Below are 19601 nucleotides of genomic sequence, written 5' to 3'. Positions count from 1 at the left end.
CATGCCGGTGCCCCCGTCTCCGGCCGGAGACGGGGGCACCGGCATGCGTACGGGGCAGGGGCCGGGGTCAGTCGCCGATCAGGGCGTCGACGAAGGCCTCCGGCTCGAAGGGGGCCAGGTCGTCGGGGCCCTCCCCCAGGCCGACGAGCTTGACGGGGACGCCCAGCTCGCGCTGCACGGCGACCACGATGCCGCCCTTGGCGGTGCCGTCGAGCTTGGTCAGCACGATGCCGGTGATGTCCACGACCTCGGCGAAGACGCGGGCCTGGGTCAGGCCGTTCTGCCCGGTGGTGGCGTCCAGGACCAGCAGGACCTCGTCCAGCGGGCCGTGCTTCTCCACGACGCGCTTGACCTTGCCGAGCTCGTCCATGAGGCCGGTCTTGGTGTGCAGGCGGCCGGCGGTGTCGATGAGCACCACGTCGGCGCCCTCGGCGATGCCCTCCTTGACCGCGTCGTAGGCGATGGAGGCCGGGTCCCCGCCCTCGGGACCGCGCACGGTCCGCGCACCCACCCGCTCGCCCCAGGTCTGGAGCTGGTCGGCGGCGGCGGCGCGGAAGGTGTCGGCCGCGCCGAGCACCACGCTGCGGCCGTCGGCGACGAGCACGCGGGCCAGCTTGCCCGTGGTGGTGGTCTTGCCGGTGCCGTTGACGCCGACGACCATCACGACGCCCGGGGTGTCGGTGCCGCTCTCGGTCTTCACCGCACGGTCGAAGTCGGTGCCGACCAGCGTCAGCAGCTCCTCCTTCAGCAACGCGCGCAGGTCGGCCGGGGTGCGGGTGCCGAGCACCCTGACCCGCTCGCGCAGCCGGTCCACCAGCTCCTGCGTGGGCACGACACCGACGTCGGCGATGAGGAGGGTCTCCTCGATCTCCTCCCAGGTGTCCTCGTCGAGGTGCTCGCGCGAGAGCAGCGTGAGCAGGCCCTTGCCGAGCGAGTTCTGCGAGCGCGCGAGGCGCGCCCGGAGCCGGACGAGGCGGCCGGCGGTGGGCTCGGGCACCTCGATCTCGGGCGCGGGCGGGGCCGCGACGACCGGGTCCTCCACGGCGACCGGCGACTGGACGGCCGTCTCCGCGTCGGGGAGCTCGACCTCCTCGATCGTGCGACGGGGCTCTTCCGCCGTCGGTGCGGCGTCCTCCCCCACCTGCGGTTCGGCGGGCGGGGCAGTGATGGTCGGCGTGCTGGGCGGCGCCGGAGGCGGCAGCTGCTTCTTCTTGCGGCTGCTGACCACGAGCCCGCTGATCGCGCCGACCGCGACCAGGGCGATGACTACGACAAGGATGAGGATGTCCATAACCCCACCAGTATCGGACACGGGCGGCCCGGAGCCGGGTCCCCGGCGTTTCCCACCGGGCCGTAAGTCGCGGTTTGTGGTTTTCGCGCGGAAGCGGTGATGATGGGCGACTCCCCCGTTTGGCCCCTTCTGCCCCTGGAGTAGTGCATGCCCGCCGAGTCCGCCGAGCCCGCCGACGGAGCGCTGGAGACCCGCGGCCTCGAACCCGTCCCGGACTCCGAGCGCGGCGGGCGGGTCCGCGAACTCATACCCACCTGGGTCGCCGCCAACATCAGCGTGCTGCTCCTGACGATGGGCGCCGGCCTGGTCATCTTCAACGGGCTCAACATCTGGCAGGTGCTGGTCGTCGCGATCGCCTCGCCCGTCGTCTCGTACGGGCTCGTCGGCCTGATCTCGATCGCCGGCAAGCGCGGCGGAGCCCCCGGCATGGCGCTCTCGCGGGCGGTGTTCGGGCAGCGCGGCAACCTGTTCCCGGGAGCGCTGATCTGGGTCGCCCGATGGGGCTGGGAGACCATCAACGCGGTCAGCGGCGCCTTCGCCGTGCTCACGGTGCTGGACCTGCTGTTCGGAGTGAAGAAGAACACGCTTCTCGTCGTGGTCACCCTGCTGCTCTTCGTGGGCTGCACCTTCCTGGTCTCCGGGCTCGGGATCGGCGCGCTGCGCGTGTGCTCGACCTGGTCGACGTACCTCTTCGGCGCCTTCAGCGTGCTCGTCCTCGGCTACCTGGTCGTGGAGAGCGACTGGTCCGCCGTCTTCGCGAAGCCGGCCGGCTCGACGGCGATGATGGTCGCGGGGATCGGGACCATCGCCGCGGGCGGGATCAGCTGGGTCCCCTCCGGCCCGGACTTCACCCGTTACCTGCCGCGGACGGCCTCGTCCAGGGGGATGGTCGGCGCGACGATCGGCGGCGCGGCCGTGGTCGTCATCCCGATGGTGCTGATGGGCGCGGTCATGGCCGTGGGCACCCCGGACCTGGCGAGCGCGCAGGATCCGGTTTCCTTCATCGGCAACCTGCTGCCCGTCTGGATCGCGGTGCCGTACCTGCTCATCGCGCTCGTCGGGATGCTGCTGATCAACTCGATGTCCATGTACTCGGCCGGCTTCACCGCGCAGACCCTCGGCATCCGGGTCCCGCGCGCCTGGGCCGTCAGCGTCAACGCCGTGATCAGCCTGGTGTTCGGCTTCCTGCTGATGGTGGTGGCCACCAGCTTCTTCGGGTCGTTCATCTCCTTCCTGACCCTGCTGGCGGTGGCCTTCTCGGCGTGGATCGGCGTCTTCGGCGTGGACATGCTCCGCCGGACCCGGTACGACGCCGCCGCACTGCTGGACACCACCCCGTCCAGTGCGTACTGGTACCGGGGCGGGTTCGCCTGGCAGGCAATGACCGCCTGGGGCCTGGCGTTGGTGGTGGGCCTGCTGTTCACCGAGGTCGACTGGTTCGGCGGGCCGCTCGCCGGCACCTGGGTGGGGCGCAACGGGCTGGGCTGGGCGGCCGGCATCCTGACCGCGGGTCTGCTGTACGCCGTTCTGCCGCGCACGGAGTCCGCGGCGCCGGCCGCCGGGGCCGGGGAGCGCGAGCCCGAGCCCGAGCCCGAGCCCGCCGGAAGCCTGTCCAACTGACGCTGCGTCAGCTAACGTCCCCCTTCGCCCGCCCTCGTCCGGCGGTCTCGCGAAGGGGGACTTCCGCATGCCCGTCACCGTGGCCCGGTTCAATCTCGTCGACCCGAACGGCACACCCGCCTCCCTCTCCGCCCGCTACAAGGCGGCGCTGGAGATGGCGCGGTACGCGGACGACCGGGGCATCGACACCGTCCAGACCGAGGAGCACCACGGCGCCGGCAACAACTGGCTGCCCTCGCCCTTCGCCTTCGCGGGCGCGGTCTTCGGCGCGACCCGGCGGATCACCGTCACCGTCTCGGCGGTCATCGGCCCGCTGTACGACCCGCTGAGGGCCGCCGAGGACATCGCGGTCCTCGATCTGCTCAGCGGGGGCCGCCTCGTCACGGTCGCGGGCATCGGCTACCGGCCGCAGGAGTACGAGCAGCACGGCGTCGCGTGGTCGCGGCGCGGCCGGCTCCAGGACGAGCTGCTGGAGACCTTGCTGAAGGCGTGGACCGGCGAGCCCTTCACCTTCCGCGGCCGCACGGTGCGGGTCACCCCGACGCCGTTCACCCGGCCGCACCCGCTGCTCCTGGTGGGCGGCAGTTCCGAGGCGGCGGCCCGGCGGGCGGCCCGGCTCGGGCTGCCGTTCTTCCCCAGCGCGCACCTGCCGGAGCTGGAGGCGTACTACACCGCGAAGCTGGCGGAGTACGGGACGGAGGGCTTCTGCATGATGCCCTCGGCCGAGACCCCGCTGCTGCACATCGCCGAGGACCCGGACCGGGTGTGGGCGGAGCACGGGGCCTGCTTCCTGCACGAGGCGGCGACCTACGCGTCCTGGCAGTCGAAGGAGATCCGCAGCGCGGTGCGGTCGGCCGCCCGCTCGGTGGCGGAACTGCGCACGGAGGGCGTGTACCGGGTCCTGACCCCGGACGAGGCGGTCGCCTACGCCCGGACCGCGGGCGAGGCGGGGAACCTGGTCCTGCACCCGCTGTGCGGCGGGATGCCGCTGGACGAGGGCTGGCGCAGCCGGCACCTGTTGTGCGAACAGGTGCTGCCCCGGCTCAAGGACTGAGCGGGGCAGCACCTGCTGCGAGAGGAGAGGGGTGGTGGCGGGGATGGTTACCCCATCTCCTCCAACGCCTTGCCCTTCGTCTCCGGCACCCACTTGAGGATGAAGGGGATCGAGAGCACGGCGAAGACCGTGTAGATGACGTACGCGCCGGACAGGTTCCAGTCCGACAGGGTGGGGAAGCTGACCGTGATCACCCAGTTGGCGACCCACTGGGCGGCGGCGGCCACGCCGAGGGCCGCGGCGCGGATGCGGCCGGGGAACATCTCGCCGAGCAGCACCCAGACCACCACCCCCCAGGACAGGGCGAAGAAGAGCAGGAAGAAGTTGGCGGCGGCCAGGGCCACGATGCCCTGCGCGTGGGGCAGGGCGATGTCGTCGCCGACGCCGGACTTGTACGAGAAGGCCCAGGCGGCCAGGCCGAGTGAGACCGCCATGCCGGCGGAGCCGATGAGCGCGAGGGGCTTGCGGCCGATCCGGTCCACGAAGACCATCGCGATCACCGTACCGATGATGTTCACGACCGAGGTCTCGAAGGAGTACAGGAACGAGGAGCTCGGGTCGATGCCGACCGACTGCCACAGCGAGGAGCTGTAGTAGAAGATCACGTTGATGCCGACGAGCTGCTGGAAGAGGGAAAGGCCGATACCGATCCAGACGATCGGCAGGAAGCCGAAGCGGCCGCCGAGCAGGTCCTTGAAGGTCGACTTCACCTCGGAGTGGATGGCGCGGTCGATCTCGCGGACCCGGGCGTCGGCGTCGATGCCCTGGCCCTCGACCTCGCGCAGCACCGTCTTGGCCTTCTCCATGCGGCCGACCGAGACGAGGAAGCGCGGGGACTCCGGGATGGCGAAGGACAGCAGACCGTAGAGCGCGGCGGGGACGACCATGACGCCGAGCATCCACTGCCAGGCTTCCAGGCCGCCGATGTCGCCGCGCTGGTCGCCGTCTGCGAGGTTGAGGATGCCCCAGTTGACCAGCTGGGACACGGCGATGCCGATGACGATCGCCGCCTGCTGGAAGGAGGCCAGCCGACCCCGGTAGGCGGGCGGGGAGACCTCGGCGATGTAGGCGGGACCGATCACGGAGGCCATGCCGATGCCGAAGCCGCCGATGACCCGCCACATGGCCAGGTCCCACAGGGCGAACGGCAGCGCGGAGCCGAGGGCGCTGGCGGTGAAGAGGACGGACGCGATCTGCATGCAGCGAATGCGGCCGATCCGGTCGGCGATGCGGCCGGCGGTGGCCGCGCCGACGGCGCAGCCGATCAGAGCGGCGGCGATCACCTGGGCAAGGGTTCCGGAGCCGACGTGGAAGCGGTCGCGGATCGCCTCGACGGCGCCGTTGATGACGGAGCTGTCGTAGCCGAAGAGGAAGCCGCCCATGGCAGCGGCCGCGGTGATGAAGACGACGTGGCCGAGGTGGTCGGGCCGGGCCGCGCTTCCACCGCCTGGCGCGGGTGCGTTCGCTGTGCTGGTCAAGGTGCGCTCCTGGGCCCGGCGGCGACGGCGGGCGGTGTGGGGATCTCGTCGATGCTCGTGTTCCTCTAGTGGCGCACAGCAAACTGCTGGCCACCACGTGAACGTCGGACACGGCACAGCGAAGCTTATGACTTCACTTTCTGAAGTCAATAGGCCCGGAGGTCCCCGCGGTGTGGAGTGGGATCAATGACTGCGTTCACTACATGAACAATCGGCCTCAGCGCAGCCGCTGGCTGATGACCTTCGAGACGCCGTCGCCCTGCATGGAGACTCCGTAGAGCGCGTCCGCGACCTCCATCGTCCGCTTCTGGTGCGTGATGACGATCAGCTGGGAGCTTTCCTGGAGCTCCTCCATGATCCGGATCAGCCGCTGGAGGTTGGTGTCGTCGAGCGCCGCCTCGACCTCGTCCATCACGTAGAACGGGCTGGGCCGGGCCTTGAAGATGGACACCAGCAGCGCGACGGCGGTCAACGACCGCTCGCCGCCGGAGAGCAGCGAGAGCCGCTTGACCTTCTTGCCGGGCGGCCGGGCCTCCACGTCCACGCCGGTGGTGAGCATGTGGTCGGGGTCGGTGAGGACCAGCCGGCCCTCGCCGCCGGGGAACAGCCGCGAGAACACGCCCTCGAACTCCCGGGCGGTGTCCCGGTACGCCTCGGTGAAGACCTGCTCGACGCGCTCGTCGACCTCCTTCACCACCTGGAGCAGATCGGCGCGGGTCTTGCGCAGGTCCTCCAGCTGCTCGCTCAGGAACCGGTGCCGCTCCTCCAGGGCGGCGAACTCCTCCAGGGCGAGCGGGTTCACCTTGCCGAGCTGCTGGTAGGCGCGCTCCGCCGCCTTGAGCCGCTTCTCCTGCTGGGCCCGTACGAAGGGGCCCGGCCGGTTGCGCGGGTGCTCGGGGTCCTCCGGCAGCTCCTCCCCGTCGGCGGGCGGGCTCGGCGGCACCGGCTGGTCGGGCCCGTACTCGGCGGTCAGGGCGGCCGCCTCGATCCCGAACTCCTCCAGGGCCCGGCCCTCCACCTGCTCGATGCGCAGCCGCTTCTCGGCGCCGAGGACCTCGCCGCGGTGCACGGAGTCGGTGAGCTTGTCGAGCTCGGCCTTCAGGTCGCGCCCGCGGGTGCGTGCCTCGCCGAGCTCCCGCTCGCGCAGGCCCTTGGCGTGCTCTGCGGCCGCGCGCTCCTGTTCGGCCCGGAGCAGCGACACCTCCAGGTGCGCGAGGAGCTGGCGGGCCCCGTCGCCGACGGCCCGGGCCACCTGGGCCTCGTGGCGCAGCCGTGCGCGGCGGCGCTCGGCGCGGGTGCGGGCCTCCCGTTCCGCCCTGGCCGCCCGGTCGAGTGCGTCGGCCCGGCCGGCCAGGCCCTTGACCCGCTCCTCATGGGTCCTGAGCTGGAGCCGGGCCTCCATCTCGGTCTGCCGTGCGTTGGCCCCGTCGGCGGCGAGGCGGTCCCTCACCGCCGTGTCGGGCTCGTCCTCCACCGGCATCTCCTCGGCGATGGCGAGCCGCTCGGCGCACTCCTCCACCTCCGCCAGCGCCTGCTCCAGGGCGTCCTGGGCCTTGGCCGCGGCGGCGGCGCTGCGCTCGGCCTCGCCCGCCGCGCCCTTCGCCTGCCCGGCGAGCCGCCCGAGCTGCTGGGCCACCCCCGCCCGGGCCTGCTCGGCGGCGCGCCGCCGCTCGCCGGTCTCCTCGACCTGCGCGGCGAGTTCCCGGCGCAGCGCCGTGGCCGCCTCCCGGGCCTCGGCGAGGTCCCGGCACTCGTCATCGAGCCGGGCCAGTTCGGCGGTGGCCTCGTCGACGGCGGCCTGAACCTCGATCAGGCTGGGCGCCCCGGCGGAACCGCCCTGCGCGTGGTGCGCCCCGAGCACGTCTCCGTCGAGCGTCACGGCGACGAGGTCGGGCCGCTCACCGACCAGCGCCTCGGCCTCGGCCAGCCCCTGGACGACGACGTGGTCGCGGAGCAGCCGCGCCACGGCCGCCTCCAGCCCGCCGTCCCCCCGCACCACGGCTGCGACGGCGACACCCTGCCGGGGCAGCCCCCAGTCGCCCGCGGGGCCCGTTCCGTGCGTGGCGCCCTGGCCGGAGCCCGGCGCGTCGGCCGTACGGCCCGTGCCCTGCCCCGGCACCAACGGCTCGCCCGCGCCCTCGACGGGCTCGCGTACGCCGCCGAGCAGGCCGGGCGCCGCCGGGCACGCAGCACCCCCGGTGCCGGACCCGGACTCGGCCGGTCCCCCGGCATCCGCCCCGCCCTGCGGGCCCGCCGCGCACACGGAGGTCTGGCCGGCGCCCGACGCGTCGACCGCCGGCCCGGTCTCCCGCGCCGGCAACGCCGGCCCGGCCGCGCGCCGTGCGGCGATATCGGCCGCGGCCATGGCGGCGGGCTCGGCCGCGTCCCGGGCCGCGAGCTCGGCCGGGTGGTGGGCGGCGGGCTCGGCTGCATTACGGGCGGCGAGCTCGGCTGCGTCGCGGGCGGCGAGGTCGGCGGCGTGCCCGGGTGCCGGCGGCGGGGGGATGGCACTCGGGTCCGAGGGCCGGGGATGCGGCGGGCCGATCGTCAGTGGGGCCGCGGCGATGAGGAAGGCGGCCTTGCCGGCGTCCGTGTCGCGCAGGTGGCGCATGGCCTCGGCGGCCGCCCCCGGCGAGGCCACCGCCAGCGCGTCCGCCGCGGAGCCGAGGGCCGCGGCCACCGCCGCCTCGTATCCCGGGGCCACCGACAACCGCTCCGCCGCAGGTCCCAGCAGGCCCGTCAACCGCTCCCGGGTCGCCAGGAGCGCCCCCGTGCCGTCCTTCCTGCGGAGCCCGAGCGCCAGCGCGTCCCGCCGGGCCGAGACCGCCGCCCGCGAGCGTTCGGCCGCGGCCAGGGCGTCCCGGGCCCCGCTCAGGGCGGCCTCCGCCTCGGCCAGCCCGGCCCGCGCCGTCTCGTACGCCTCGTCCGCCGAGGCGTCCTCCAGGCCGCCGACCTCCTCGGCGAGCGCCTCGTACTCGGCCTGCGCGGCGGCCGCCCGGGACTCCGCCTCGTCGCGCGCCGCCACCAGCCGGTCGATCTCGGCCTGGGCCGCGCCCGCACGGGACCGGGCCGCGCCCAGCCGTCCGGTCAGGCGGGCCAGGCCCTCACGCCGGTCGGCGATGGCCCGCGCCGCGTCCCGCAGCCGCCGTTCCTCCTCGGTGAGGGACCGCTCCAGCTCCGCCCGGTGCTCGACGGTGTCCTCCAGCGCGCGCGAGGCCGCCTCCAGCGCCGCCGTCAGCTCCGCCTCCTGCTCGCGGATCCGCGCGGCCTCGCGTTCCAGGTCCTCCGGGTCGCGGCCCCGCCGCTCCTCCTCCCCCGGAGCCGAGGCCGACTTGACCCGTGCGTCGGCCAGGGACGCGGTCCCCCGTACCCGCTCGGCGAGCTGCGACAGCTCGTACCAGGTCTGCTGCGCCCGCTGCAGCCGCGGAGCCAGCTGCCGCACGGCCTCCTCCAGTTCGGCCTCGCGCCGCAGCGCGTCCGCGAGCTGGGCCTCGGCGGCCTCCTTGCGCTCCTTCAGCGCCGCCTCGTCCGCGATCTCCGCGTCCAGCGCGCCCCGCAGCGTGACCAGGTCGTCGGCCAGCAGCCGCAGCCGCGCGTCGCGCAGGTCGGCCTGGATCACGGCCGCCCGCCGGGCGACCGCCGCCTGTCGTCCCAGCGGCTTCAGCTGGCGGCGGAGCTCGTCGCCCAGGTCCTGGACGCGGGAGAGGTTGGCCTGCATCGCGTCCAGCTTCCGCAGCGCCTTCTCCTTGCGCTTGCGGTGCTTCAGCACCCCCGCCGCCTCCTCGATGAAGGCGCGGCGGCCCATCGGGTCGGCGTGCAGGACGGAGTCCAGCTGGCCCTGCCCGACGATGACGTGCATCTCGCGACCGATGCCGGAGTCGGACAGCAGCTCCTGGATGTCGAGCAGACGGCACGTGTCACCATTGATCTGGTACTCGCTGCTGCCCCCGCGGAACATGATCCGCGTGATGGTGACCTCGGCGTACTCGATCGGCAGGGCGCCGTCGGAGTTGTCGATGGTCAGGGAGACCTCGGCCCGGCCGAGCGGCGGGCGTCCGGTGGTGCCCGCGAAGATGACGTCTTCCATCTTGCCGCCGCGCAGGGACTTGGCCCCCTGTTCGCCCATGACCCAGGACAGGGCGTCCACCACATTGGACTTTCCCGAGCCGTTCGGCCCCACCACACACGTGATGCCGGGCTCGAAGCGCAGGGTCGTGGCGGAGGCGAAGGACTTGAAGCCTCGCAGGGTCAGGGACTTGAGGTGCACGCCGCCGGACTCTACCTTTCACCTCCGGTTTCACCCATGAAGGTGCAGGGCACAACTGACGTCAAACGGAGTGGCGCGGAAAGAGAGAAGGGACGCCGAAGCGTCCCTATGCAGATCCTGCGGGGCTGGAATCGAGCAACGAGTGAGCGGATCAGGTGAGCGCAGGCTCCGCCTGGGGTACGTCGATGTCGATGCGGTCCAGCAGCGAGTCTCCGTGCTGAGCGGCGGCCGCGTTCAGCGCGTCGTTTTCGGACTGAATCCGTACGAGCTCGGACTCAAGGTCCTGGACGCGCTGCTGAAGCCGTCGCATCTCGGCGAGGAGTCGCGGGTCGGAGCCGCCGACGTAACCGAGAAGCGCCTTTGCCATGATGGATGGTCCTCCACATCGAGTGACCGACCGAAGCGGTGTGGGTCGTGAGGGAATCGCACCCGCGGATGTCCGGCAGCAACTGTCAGTCACTGCACGCGTTTCTCTTGCTAACGCGCCTACTGCCAACACTGCCAAACAGCTCAGGTGCGCGGGGCTTCCAGCGTCTCACCAAAAAGTTTGACGGTCAACACGATCACGCCCCGTATCGGCGGGCAGCCCGGCACTCGCAAGGGACATGGAGATCGTCCGCTTCTTCGAGCCTTCCACGGATCGCATCCCGCGGCAACGTGTCGACGGCGAACGTGCAGATCCGACCGTGTGGGGCGGGTCCCGCGATGCGATCAGTACATGATCAGCGGATCGCTCAGCGGATCTCGAAGCCGTCGTAGCCACCGCGCGGTGTGCCCCAGATCTCTGTCACTCCGTCGACCCGCCCGGGCGTGTCGGCGGAGCGCAGCCAGTTGAGCAACCGGTGGCAATTCTCACGTTGACCTTCGGCCACCACCTGCACTCGCCCGTCGTCGAGGTTGAGCGCGACCCCGGCGAGCCCTCCGATCTCCATGGCATTGGCCCTGGTGAACCAGCGGAAGCCCACGCGCTGTACACGGCCGCGCACCCAAGCGGTCAGGCGGACATCTTCGTTCATGCGCGAACGCTAACCGGGCGGTCACCTTCCGCCCGCATCGCCCCCCATGTCCCATGGCGTACAGTCGCGCACCAATGAACTCACCCATTTGGGTGAGTAAAGGATGATCTTCACCCGCCAGGAAGGTACGCGCCGATGGGACGCCACCGACTCCCCGCCGAGCCGCGCCGCGCCGGCAAGGGCCGCACCGCTGCCCGCAACGGCCTGATCGGCATCTCGGTGGCCGTCGTCCTCGGCACGGCCGCCGTCACCACCGGCATGGTGCCGGTCGGCGGCTCCTTCCCCTATGTAGGGGTCGGCAGCAGCGGCTCGGGCGACCGTACGCAGGCCAAGGCCTCGCCCACCCCCGTCTCCGCGGTGGAGCAGCAGGGCGGCCTCGCCAACCTGTCCGGCCGCGCCTCCGCCGCCCCCGGCGGGGCGAGCCCCTCCCCGTCGGCGTCGCCCTCCGCGTCGGCCTCTCCCTCACCTTCGGCCTCGCCGAGCCCGTCCGCGTCCGCCTCCGCGACACCCTCCGCCGCCGCCAAGGCGCCCGAGAAGCCCGCGGCCGCCCCGGTGCCCCCGAAGCCGGCCGCACCCAAGCTCGCGGTCCCCAAGCCGCCGGCCCCCCAGCCCGTGGCCCCCAAGCCGCCGGCCCCCAAGCCCTCGGCCCCGCCCGCCGGGGACGGCCACTCCGCCGAGGAGGCCGCCGTACTGGCCCTGGTCAACCAGGAGCGGGCCCAGGCCGGCTGCGGTCCGGTCCGGGCGAACCCGCCGCTCGCGGCGCTGGCCGGCGCCTTCAGCAAGGACATGGCCACCCGGGGCTTCTTCGACCACACCGACCCCGACGGCAACACCCCGTGGGACCGCGCCACCAAGGCAGGGCTCTCCGGTCTCGGCGGCGAGAACATCGCCCGGGGACAAGGTGACGCGGCCGCCGTGATGAACGCGTGGATGAACAGCCCCGGCCACCGGGCGAACATCCTCAACTGCGAGTTCCGCACCCTGGGCGTCGGCGCGTACTTCGCGGACGGCGGCCCCTGGTGGACCCAGGACTTCGGCTTCTGACCGGCCGTCCAAATCCGCCCGCGCGATGCGCTATCCAATCGAAAGCGCAAGCTGTCGGTCAGCGCTGCCCGGAGCTAAGCTGGCAGGCATGCAGACAGACCTGCCGGAGACCGCCGTGCTTCCCGACGCGATGCCCTTCGACGCCTTCGCGCGCGCGTGCCCGTCCCGGGAGACCCTGGAGCACGTCACCGGACGGTGGGGCAGCCTCACCGTGGGCGCCCTGCGCGAGGGCTCGTGCCGCTTCAACGAGCTGCGCCGCAAGGTCGACGGGGTCAGCGAGAAGATGCTCTCCCAGACGCTGCAGGCCCTGGAGCGCGACGGCATCGTGAACCGCGAGGCACAGCCGACGAACCCGCCGCGCGTGGACTACGAGCTGACCCCCCTCGGCATAGAGGTCGCCGACCGGCTGCTGGCGCTCATCCACTTCCTTGAGGGGAGCATGCCGCAGGTGCTCGACTCCCGCGCGTCCTACGACGCCAGGCGCGGGGGCCGCTGACAGCGCGGGCAGAAGTAGCTGGACCGGTTCATCCACGGCCGCCGCCGCATCGGCGTACCGCAGCGCCGGCAGGGTTCGTCCTCCCGCCCGTAGGCGTCGAGCGAACGGTCGAAGTAGCCGGACTCGCCGTTCACGTTGACGTAGAGGCTGTCGAAGCTGGTGCCGCCGACATCGAGGGCGGCCTTCATGACGTCCCGGACATGGCCGAGGAGTTCCGTGCTCCGGGGGCGCGTGAGGGTGGCGGTGGGGCGCTCGTAGTGCAGCCGGGCCCGCCACAGCGCCTCGTCGGCGTAGATGTTGCCGACCCCGCTGATCAGCGACTGGTCGAGCAGGGCCCGCTTGACGGTGGTCCGCTTGGCGCGCAGGGCGAGGTGGTAGGCGCCCTCGTCGAAGAGGGGGTCCAGGGGGTCCCGGGCGATGTGCGCGATGACGTCGGGCAGGCCCTCGGCGCTGCCGGCGACGCTCTCGTGGAGCGACAGGCCGCCGAAGGTGCGCTGGTCGACGAAACGCAGCTCGGTACCGGTGTCGTCCTGGAACCGCACCCGGATGCGCAGGTGCTTCTCGTCGGGTGCCTCCTCGGGCTGCACGAGGAGCTGCCCGCTCATGCCGAGGTGCCCGAGGACGGAGAGGTCCCGCCCTTCCAGCGGCAGCCAGAGGTACTTGCCCCGGCGCCGCGGTATGCCGATGGTCTGCCCCTTGAGGCGCGCGGCGAAGTCGGCGCCCCCGGCCGGGTGCCGCCGCACGGCCCGCGGGTGCAGCACCTCGACGGCGTCCACCGTCCGGCCGGCCACCCAGCGCTCCAGGCCCCGCCGCACGACCTCTACTTCGGGCAGCTCGGGCACGGCGGTCTCCTCCACGGCGGTGCGTACATCTGGCACCGCCGAGCCTACCGGCCGGCCCGAAGGGCCCCGGAAACGGGAGCACCCGCCCCTGCGCGGCAGGGGCGGGCGTACATCCCGAAGGAAGGGTCAGACGCTCGGCGTCGGGTCGGTGGGTGTCGGCGCCCCGCCGTCCTCGGCCGCGGCCTCGGCGCCGGCCACAGCCGCCACCGGAGCCTGTGCGGCGGCCGCGGCCGCGGCTTCCGCCGCGATCCGCTCGTCCGCCGCGGCACGGATCCCGCGCCACGCGGATTCCGCCGCCTGCTGTTCCGCTTCCTTCTTGCTGCGGCCGGTGCCGGTGCCGTACGAGACACCACCGACGCGGGCGGCAGCAGTGAAGGTCTTCTCGTGGTCCGGACCGGTCTCGGTGACCAGGTACTCGGGCACGCCGAGCCCCTCGGCCGCCGTGAGCTCCTGGAGGCTGGTCTTCCAGTCCAGGCCCGCCCCGAGGTTCGAGGACTTCTCGATGAGCGGGTCGAAGAGCCGGTGCACCAGCTCCGAGGCCGCTTCGAGGCCCTTGTCGAGGTAGACCGCGCCGATCACCGCTTCCAGGGTGTCGGCGAGGATGGAGGCCTTGTCCCGGCCGCCCGTGCCCTCTTCGCCCCGGCCGAGCCGGATGAACGAGCCGAGGTCGAGGCCGCGTCCGACCTCCGCCAGTGCACGCGAGTTGACCACCGCGGCCCGCAGTTTGGCCAGCTGGCCTTCCGGCAGGTCGGGGTGGGTGGTGTACAGCGTGTCCGTGACCACCAGGCCGAGCACGGAGTCCCCGAGGAACTCCAGGCGCTCGTTGGTGGGCAGACCGCCGTTCTCGTATGCGTACGAGCGGTGGGTCAGCGCACGCACCAGAAGGGCGGACTCAAGTCGATACCCGAGCCGCCCTTCCAGAAGCGTGTGGGACGAGGCCGCGTTGTTACTGTCTGCCTGCTTCTCAGCGTTGGACAGCTCAGACATTGCGCCTCTCACCAGCCGCTCAGACCTCGAGGACCTGGCGCTTGTTGTAGGTGCCGCAGCTCGGGCACGCGATGTGCTGGAGCTTCGGCTCCTGGCAACGCTCACACGAAACCAGGGTGGGGACCGCAGCCTTCCACTGCGACCGGCGGTGGCGCGTGTTGCTGCGCGACATCTTCCGCTTCGGAACAGCCACGGCTACTTCTCCTGCTTCTCGGCGGCGCTCTGAACGTCGTCAGATGCAGTGCCGCTCATGTTGTCCTTCTCGTCGTCCTGATCGGTCACGACGAGTTCCTGCAATGCCGCCCAACGGATGTCGAGGGCGTCGTGGTGGTGGTCCGGGTCGTCGTTCAGGCTGACCCCGCATTCGGGGCACAGTCCGAGACAGTCCTCCCGGCACACCGGCTGCAGCGGCAGTGCGAGCACCACCGCGTCGCGCAGCACGGGTTCGAGGTCGAACAAGCCGTCCTCAAGGAAGAGCCTGTCCTCGTCGTCCTCGGCGTCGTCGGCCGGCTCCGCGTGAGCGCGGCTCCGGTCGTCGGCGTCAGGGTACGAGAACATCTCCTGGAAGTCCGCGTCGAGCTTGCGCTCCACGGCCTCCAGACACCTTACGCACTCCCCTTCGGCCGCTGCACGGACGGTGCCTGTGACAAGCACCCCTTCCATGACCGACTCAAGGCGGAGTTCGAGCTTCAGGGGGGCGCCTTCCGGCACTCCGATGACCCCTGCGAGACCGAGGTCCGCCGGAGCGGGGATCTCGCGGGACAGCCGCTGCATGGCACCAGGACGCCGACCCAGCTCGTGCGTGTCGAACACGAGGGGGTTGCGGTGGTCGAGGCGGGTGTTCAGGGCCGTTCCTGCTTTCACAGTTCGCTGAAGATCAAAGAATCCGCCGCTTGAGGGCAGCATGGATCGCGGTGCATACGCGCGACCGAAGGGCCAGGATACCCGGCCCTTCGCTCAGAGCCCAATCCGGTCCTAGCGCCCCTGCTCGTACTGGCGCAGCTGCTCCAGGTTGATCATGCTCGTGTCGAAGAAGCTGGTCTCGTCGAGCGCGGGCTGCTGGGGCTGGACCGGCTGCTGGGGCGGGTAGGCCGCGTAGGGGTCGGGGTGCTGCGCCTGCTGCTCGTAGGCCATCGCGTAGGGGTCGGGCTGCTGGGCCTGCTGCTGGTAGGCGTAGGGGTCCTGGTAGCCGTACGCGTCCTGCTGCCCGGGCTGCTGCTGCGGGTAGCCGTACGCGTCGTACGCGGGCTCCGGCTGGGCCTGCGCCGGGATCACCGGGGCCACCGGGCCCTCCGGCTCCGCCAGGCCCGCCAGGAAGTCCGCGTCGCTGGCCGAGCGGGACTGCGGGGCGCCTGCCGCGTCCTGGGCCGCCATGTGGGCACCGAGGTCGTCCGTGGGGACCCTGCCCAGCAGCTTCTGCCGGCCCCGGCCGACCGCCTCCAGGGTCTTGGAGAGCACCGCCTCGAAGGTCGCCAGCTTGCTGTCGACGTACGCGTCCGCCTGCCGGCGCTGCGTCTCGGGGTCGTGGCTGCGCTCAGGCGCCTCCGCGTCCGGATAGCCCTGCTCGTCCAGGCCGGGGCCGCGGCCCAGCAGCTTCTCGCGGCCGCGGTCGACCGAGCCGATGGTCTTGGTGAGGACGACCTCGAAGTTCGCGAGCTTGCTGTCGACGTAGTCGTCGGCCTCGGCCCGGATCTCCTCGGCCTCCCGGCGGGCGTCCGCCAGGATCCGGTCCGCCTCGTCCTGGGACCGGCGCGCGATCTCGGTGTCGGAGATCAGCGAGCCGCGCTGGGCGTGCGCGGACTCGATGATCCGCTCCGCCTCCCGGCGGGCCTCCTCGACCATCTGCTCCCGGCCGCCGATGAGCTCCTGCGCCTGCGCGAGCGAGCCGGGCAGGGCCTGGCGCACTTCCTCAAGCTGGGCCAGCAGCTCCGCGCGGTTGATCACGCAGGAGGCCGACATGGGCATGGACCGGGCGCTGCCGACGGCCGCGACGATCTCGTCGAGCTTCTTCTGCACGTCCATGGGGGCTCGCACTCTCTCGGCCTCGGGCGGTTCCTGAGACGGACGGGACGACTGTAAGGCCACCGGCAGGGCGCCCGACAGCCACTGACGCCCCGTCAGCAGGTCAGCGGTTCGCCAGCCGCTCGGTCAGTGCCGCGTGTACGTGCGGCGGCAGCAGGTGGGCGACGTCGCCGCCCCAGGCGGCGACCTCCTTGACCAGGGAGGAGGACAGGAAGCTGTAGGTGGGGTTGGTCGGCACGAACAGCGTTTCGACGCCCGACAGGCCCATGTTCATCTGGGCCATCTGCAGCTCGTAGTCGAAGTCGCTGACGGCGCGCAGCCCCTTGACGATGGCGGGGATCTCGCGCTGCTTGCAGAAGTCGACGAGCAGTCCGTGGAAGGACTCGACCTCGACGTTGCCGTAGCCGGCGGTCGCCTCGCGGATCAGCTCGATCCGCTCCTCGACGGTGAACAGCCCCTGCTTGGACTGGTTGATCATCACGGCGACGTGCACGACGTCGTAGAGCCTGGAGGCCCGGCCGATGATGTCGAGGTGTCCGTTGGTGATGGGGTCGAATGACCCGGGACAGACGGCGCGGCGCAACTTGGGTCCCTCGCTCTCCGGTGCGGTCTTCATGAATCTTCGCCGGTGAAGGCGGCGCGACCGTACCAAAGGGTGCCCTCGCCGTATTTCCTGGAGCGGAGCGGCTCGAACCCCTCGGGCCACGGGAACGCACCGCTCCTCGTACCGCGCTCCACGGTGACGAGCGCATCGCCGGTGAGCCAGCCATTGGACCGGAGTGTGAGCAGGATCTCGCCAAGATCGTCGTGGCCGACGGCGTAGGGCGGGTCCAGGAAGACCACGTCGTACGGGTCCCCGGCCGCTGCCGCCGCCACGACCTGCTCGGCCTTGCCGGCCCGGAACTCGGCGCCGGGCAGGCCCAGCGCCCTGATGTTGTCCCGGATGGCCTTCGCGGCCTTGGGGTCGGTCTCGACGAGCAGGGCGTGGGCGGCGCCGCGGGAGAGGGCTTCCAGGCCGACGGCGCCGGATCCGGCGTACAGGTCGAGCACCCGTGCCCCCTCGACGCCGTGCAGGGACTCCCAGGTGGAGAAGAGGCCTTCGCGCATCCGGTCCGAGGTCGGCCGGGTACCGGTGCCCGGGGGCACGGTCAGCCGTCGCCCGCCGGCACTGCCGGCGATCACGCGGGTCATCTGGGGTCCTTCGGTCACGGGGTACTGACGGGTACTGCGGGTTCCACGATAGGTCGTACGACCGCGGGCCGTACCGCTCAGCCCTTCTCCAGGTACTGCTCGCGTTCGGTGTCGAGCAGGGCGTCGAGCGCGGCCTTCAGGCCCGGCAGCCGCTCCAGCTCCGGGTCGGCGGCGACCACGCGGGTGGCCTCCTCGCGGGCCTGGGCGATGATCTCCTCGTCCTCGATGACGGCGAGCATGCGCAGCGAGGACCGGACGCCCGACTGGGCCTGTCCGAGCACATCGCCCTCGCGGCGCTGCTCCAGGTCGATCCGGGAGAGTTCGAAGCCGTCGAGGGTGGCGGCGACGGCGGCCAGCCGGGCCCGGGCGGGACTGGCCTCGTGCATCTCGCTGACCAGCAGGCACAGGCCGGGCGCGGAGCCGCGGCCGACGCGGCCGCGCAGCTGGTGGAGCTGGGAGACGCCGAACCGGTCGGCGTCCATGATGACCATGACCGTGGAGTTGGGGACGTTCACCCCGACCTCGATGACGGTGGTGGCGACCAGGACCTCGACCTCGCCGGCGGCGAAGCGCCGCATCACCTCGTCCTTGTCGGCCGGGTCCATCCGGCCGTGCAGCACCTCGACCGCCAGCCCGGCGAGCGGGCCGCGGGCGAGCTGCTGCGCGATGTCGAGGACGGCCAGCGGCGGGCGCTTTTCCGCCTCGTCCTCGGCGGAGGGCTTCTTCTTCGGCTCGTCGTCGCCGTCGCCGATGCGCGGGCACACCACGTACGCCTGGTGGCCGTTCTCCACCTCCTCGCGGACCCGCTCCCAGGCGCGGGCCAGGAAGTGCGGCTTGTCCTTGGCCGGCACCACGTGGGTGGCGATCGGGGAGCGCCCGGCGGGCAGCTGGTCGAGGACGGAGGTCTCCAGGTCGCCGAAGACGGTCATCGCGACGGTGCGCGGGATCGGGGTCGCCGTCATCACCAGCAGGTGCGGCGGCTGCTTGCCCTTCGAGCGCAGCGCGTCGCGCTGCTCCACGCCGAAGCGGTGCTGTTCGTCGACGACGACCAGGCCGAGGTCGTGGAACTGCACCTTGTCCTCGATCAGCGCGTGCGTGCCGATCACGAGGCCCGCCTCGCCGGTGACCAGGTCGAGCAGGGCCTGGCGGCGGGCGGCCGTCCCCATGGAGCCGGTGAGCAGCACCACCTTGGTGCCCTGGTCGGAGCCGCCGAGCAGGCCGCCTTCGGCCAGGTCGCCCATCATCTCGGTGATGGAGCGGTGGTGCTGCTGGGCGAGGACCTCGGTGGGGGCGAGCATCGCGGCCTGTCCGCCGCTGTCCACGACGGCGAGCATGGCGCGCAGCGCGACCATGGTCTTCCCGCTGCCGACCTCGCCCTGGAGGAGGCGGTGCATGGGGTGTTCGGCGGCGAGGTCGTCGAAGATCTCCTTCGAGACGGTCTGCTGTCCCTCGGTGAGGGTGAAGGGCAGCTTGGCGTCGAAGGCGTCGAGCAGGCCGCCCGGGGCGGGCCGGCGCGGGACCGCGGGGAGCAGGGAGTCGGCGTGCCGGCGGCGGGCCAGGGCGGTCTGGAGGACGAAGGCCTCGTCCCACTTCAGCCGCTGGCGGGCGTCCTCGACGTCGGCCTTGGCGGCGGGCCGGTGGATCTTCAGCAGGGCCTCGGTGAGCGGGATCAGCCCGCGGTGCGCGCGCAGCGCGTCCGGCAGCGGGTCCACGGCCTCCCGGGCGCGGGGCAGGACCGCGTCGACGGCCTTGGAGATCTTCCAGGACTCCAGCTGCTTGCACGCCGGGTAGATGGGGATCAGCTGATTGGCGAAGGCGGCCGCCGCGTCGGACTCCCCGGCCTCCGCGCCCAGCGGCTCGTACGCCGGGTGGGCCAGCTGGAGCTTGCGGTTGAACAGGGAGACCTTGCCGGCGAACATCGCGCGGGTGCCGGGCAGGAGCTCCTTGTGCGGTTTGTGGACGCCCGCTCCGAAGAAGACCAGTTGGAGCCGGCCGCTGCCGTCGGTGATGGTCACCTCCAGGCGTTTTCCGCGGCCGCCGTTGAAGGTCAGGATCCGGGCGTCGGCGACCTGGGCCACGACCGTCACGTGCTCGTCGATCTGGTCGGCGAGCTCGGTCAGCGAGGTCAGCTCCCCGCGCTCGGCGTACCGCCGCGGATAGTGGTGGAGCAGGTCCAGGACCGTGTGCAGGCCGAGCTGCTCGGCCAGCACCTTGGCGGTGGCGGGGCCGAGCGTCTTCTTGAGGTCTTCGTCGAGCGCGGGCACGGGTTCATTGCACACCATGGCGCCGACAA

At 72.1% G+C, this 19601-nt stretch carries 17 protein-coding genes; 4 read left to right on the top strand and 13 right to left on the bottom strand.

The genetic code is table 11. The features are described 5' to 3' along the window. Positions 1-67: 67 nt before the first annotated feature. Complete coding sequence (ftsY, locus tag AB0B01_RS25395) at positions 68-1291, bottom strand: signal recognition particle-docking protein FtsY (protein ID WP_361723384.1); 1224 nt, start codon at positions 1289-1291, stop codon at positions 68-70. Positions 1292-1438: 147 nt separating this feature from the next. Here ftsY and AB0B01_RS25390 point away from each other — a divergent pair, with 147 nt between their 5' ends. Continuing rightward, entirely contained in the window at positions 1439-2911 is a 1473-nt protein-coding gene (locus AB0B01_RS25390; protein WP_361723381.1) for a cytosine permease, read from the top strand. Between the two features lie 67 nt (positions 2912-2978). After that, positions 2979-3965, top strand: coding sequence for an LLM class flavin-dependent oxidoreductase (locus AB0B01_RS25385; protein ID WP_361723378.1), 987 nt, complete (start codon positions 2979-2981; stop codon positions 3963-3965). A 47-nt stretch (positions 3966-4012) separates the two neighbouring features. On the opposite strand, the gene AB0B01_RS25380 is transcribed toward AB0B01_RS25385, so the two are convergent. The 4 genes from AB0B01_RS25380 to AB0B01_RS25365 form a co-directional block, all read right to left on the bottom strand. Beyond that, the gene (locus AB0B01_RS25380; RefSeq protein WP_361723375.1) at positions 4013-5443 is read right to left on the bottom strand and encodes a sugar porter family MFS transporter; all 1431 of its coding nucleotides are present in this window, start codon (positions 5441-5443) and stop codon (positions 4013-4015) included. 217 nt (positions 5444-5660) lie between these two features. Continuing rightward, positions 5661-9710 (bottom strand): AAA family ATPase, encoded by a 4050-nt coding sequence (locus AB0B01_RS25375; protein ID WP_361723372.1) that lies wholly within the window; start codon positions 9708-9710, stop codon positions 5661-5663. A 151-nt stretch (positions 9711-9861) separates the two neighbouring features. After that, entirely contained in the window at positions 9862-10077 is a 216-nt protein-coding gene (locus AB0B01_RS25370; RefSeq protein ID WP_030162422.1) for a hypothetical protein, read from the bottom strand. 367 nt (positions 10078-10444) lie between these two features. Then, positions 10445-10726: an acylphosphatase gene (locus tag AB0B01_RS25365; protein WP_361723369.1), complete on the bottom strand. Its 282-nt coding sequence runs from the start codon at positions 10724-10726 to the stop codon at positions 10445-10447. 135 nt (positions 10727-10861) lie between these two features. Here AB0B01_RS25365 and AB0B01_RS25360 point away from each other — a divergent pair, with 135 nt between their 5' ends. Together AB0B01_RS25360 and AB0B01_RS25355 are read left to right on the top strand one after the other, a co-directional pair. Then, positions 10862-11770: a CAP domain-containing protein gene (locus AB0B01_RS25360; RefSeq protein WP_361723366.1), complete on the top strand. Its 909-nt coding sequence runs from the start codon at positions 10862-10864 to the stop codon at positions 11768-11770. A gap of 88 nt (positions 11771-11858) precedes the next feature. After that, entirely contained in the window at positions 11859-12266 is a 408-nt protein-coding gene (locus AB0B01_RS25355; RefSeq protein WP_361723364.1) for a helix-turn-helix domain-containing protein, read from the top strand. Here AB0B01_RS25355 and mutM read toward each other — a convergent pair. The 8 genes from mutM to recG all read right to left on the bottom strand — a co-directional run bounded on the left by mutM (position 12239) and on the right by recG (position 19590). Then, positions 12239-13108 (bottom strand): bifunctional DNA-formamidopyrimidine glycosylase/DNA-(apurinic or apyrimidinic site) lyase, encoded by an 870-nt coding sequence (gene mutM, locus AB0B01_RS25350; RefSeq protein ID WP_361723388.1) that lies wholly within the window; start codon positions 13106-13108, stop codon positions 12239-12241. The genes AB0B01_RS25355 and mutM overlap by 28 nt on opposite strands. A 126-nt stretch (positions 13109-13234) precedes the next feature. After that, positions 13235-14095 carry a ribonuclease III gene (rnc, locus tag AB0B01_RS25345; RefSeq protein ID WP_361723361.1) on the bottom strand — a complete coding sequence of 287 codons (861 nt, stop codon included), beginning with the start codon at positions 14093-14095 and terminating at the stop codon, positions 13235-13237. Between the two features lie 19 nt (positions 14096-14114). Then, positions 14115-14288, bottom strand: coding sequence for a 50S ribosomal protein L32 (gene rpmF / locus AB0B01_RS25340; protein ID WP_003965982.1), 174 nt, complete (start codon positions 14286-14288; stop codon positions 14115-14117). Between the two features lie 2 nt (positions 14289-14290). Beyond that, complete coding sequence (locus AB0B01_RS25335) at positions 14291-15001, bottom strand: DUF177 domain-containing protein (protein WP_361723358.1); 711 nt, start codon at positions 14999-15001, stop codon at positions 14291-14293. Between the two features lie 69 nt (positions 15002-15070). Further along, positions 15071-16117: an ATP synthase F0 subunit B gene (locus AB0B01_RS25330; RefSeq protein WP_361723355.1), complete on the bottom strand. Its 1047-nt coding sequence runs from the start codon at positions 16115-16117 to the stop codon at positions 15071-15073. Between the two features lie 103 nt (positions 16118-16220). Then, positions 16221-16700 carry a pantetheine-phosphate adenylyltransferase gene (gene coaD, locus AB0B01_RS25325; RefSeq protein WP_356847846.1) on the bottom strand — a complete coding sequence of 160 codons (480 nt, stop codon included), beginning with the start codon at positions 16698-16700 and terminating at the stop codon, positions 16221-16223. 29 nt (positions 16701-16729) lie between these two features. Continuing rightward, positions 16730-17326, bottom strand: a complete 597-nt coding sequence (gene rsmD, locus AB0B01_RS25320; RefSeq protein WP_361723352.1) for a 16S rRNA (guanine(966)-N(2))-methyltransferase RsmD — start codon at positions 17324-17326, stop codon at positions 16730-16732. Positions 17327-17385: 59 nt separating this feature from the next. Further along, positions 17386-19590 (bottom strand): ATP-dependent DNA helicase RecG, encoded by a 2205-nt coding sequence (gene recG / locus AB0B01_RS25315; RefSeq protein WP_361723349.1) that lies wholly within the window; start codon positions 19588-19590, stop codon positions 17386-17388. Positions 19591-19601 lie beyond the last annotated feature (11 nt).

The organism is Streptomyces sp. NPDC044571 (assembly GCF_040647115.1).
Taxonomy (GTDB): Bacteria; Actinomycetota; Actinomycetes; order Streptomycetales; family Streptomycetaceae; genus Streptomyces.
This window is presented reverse-complemented; position numbering and strand designations above follow the sequence as displayed.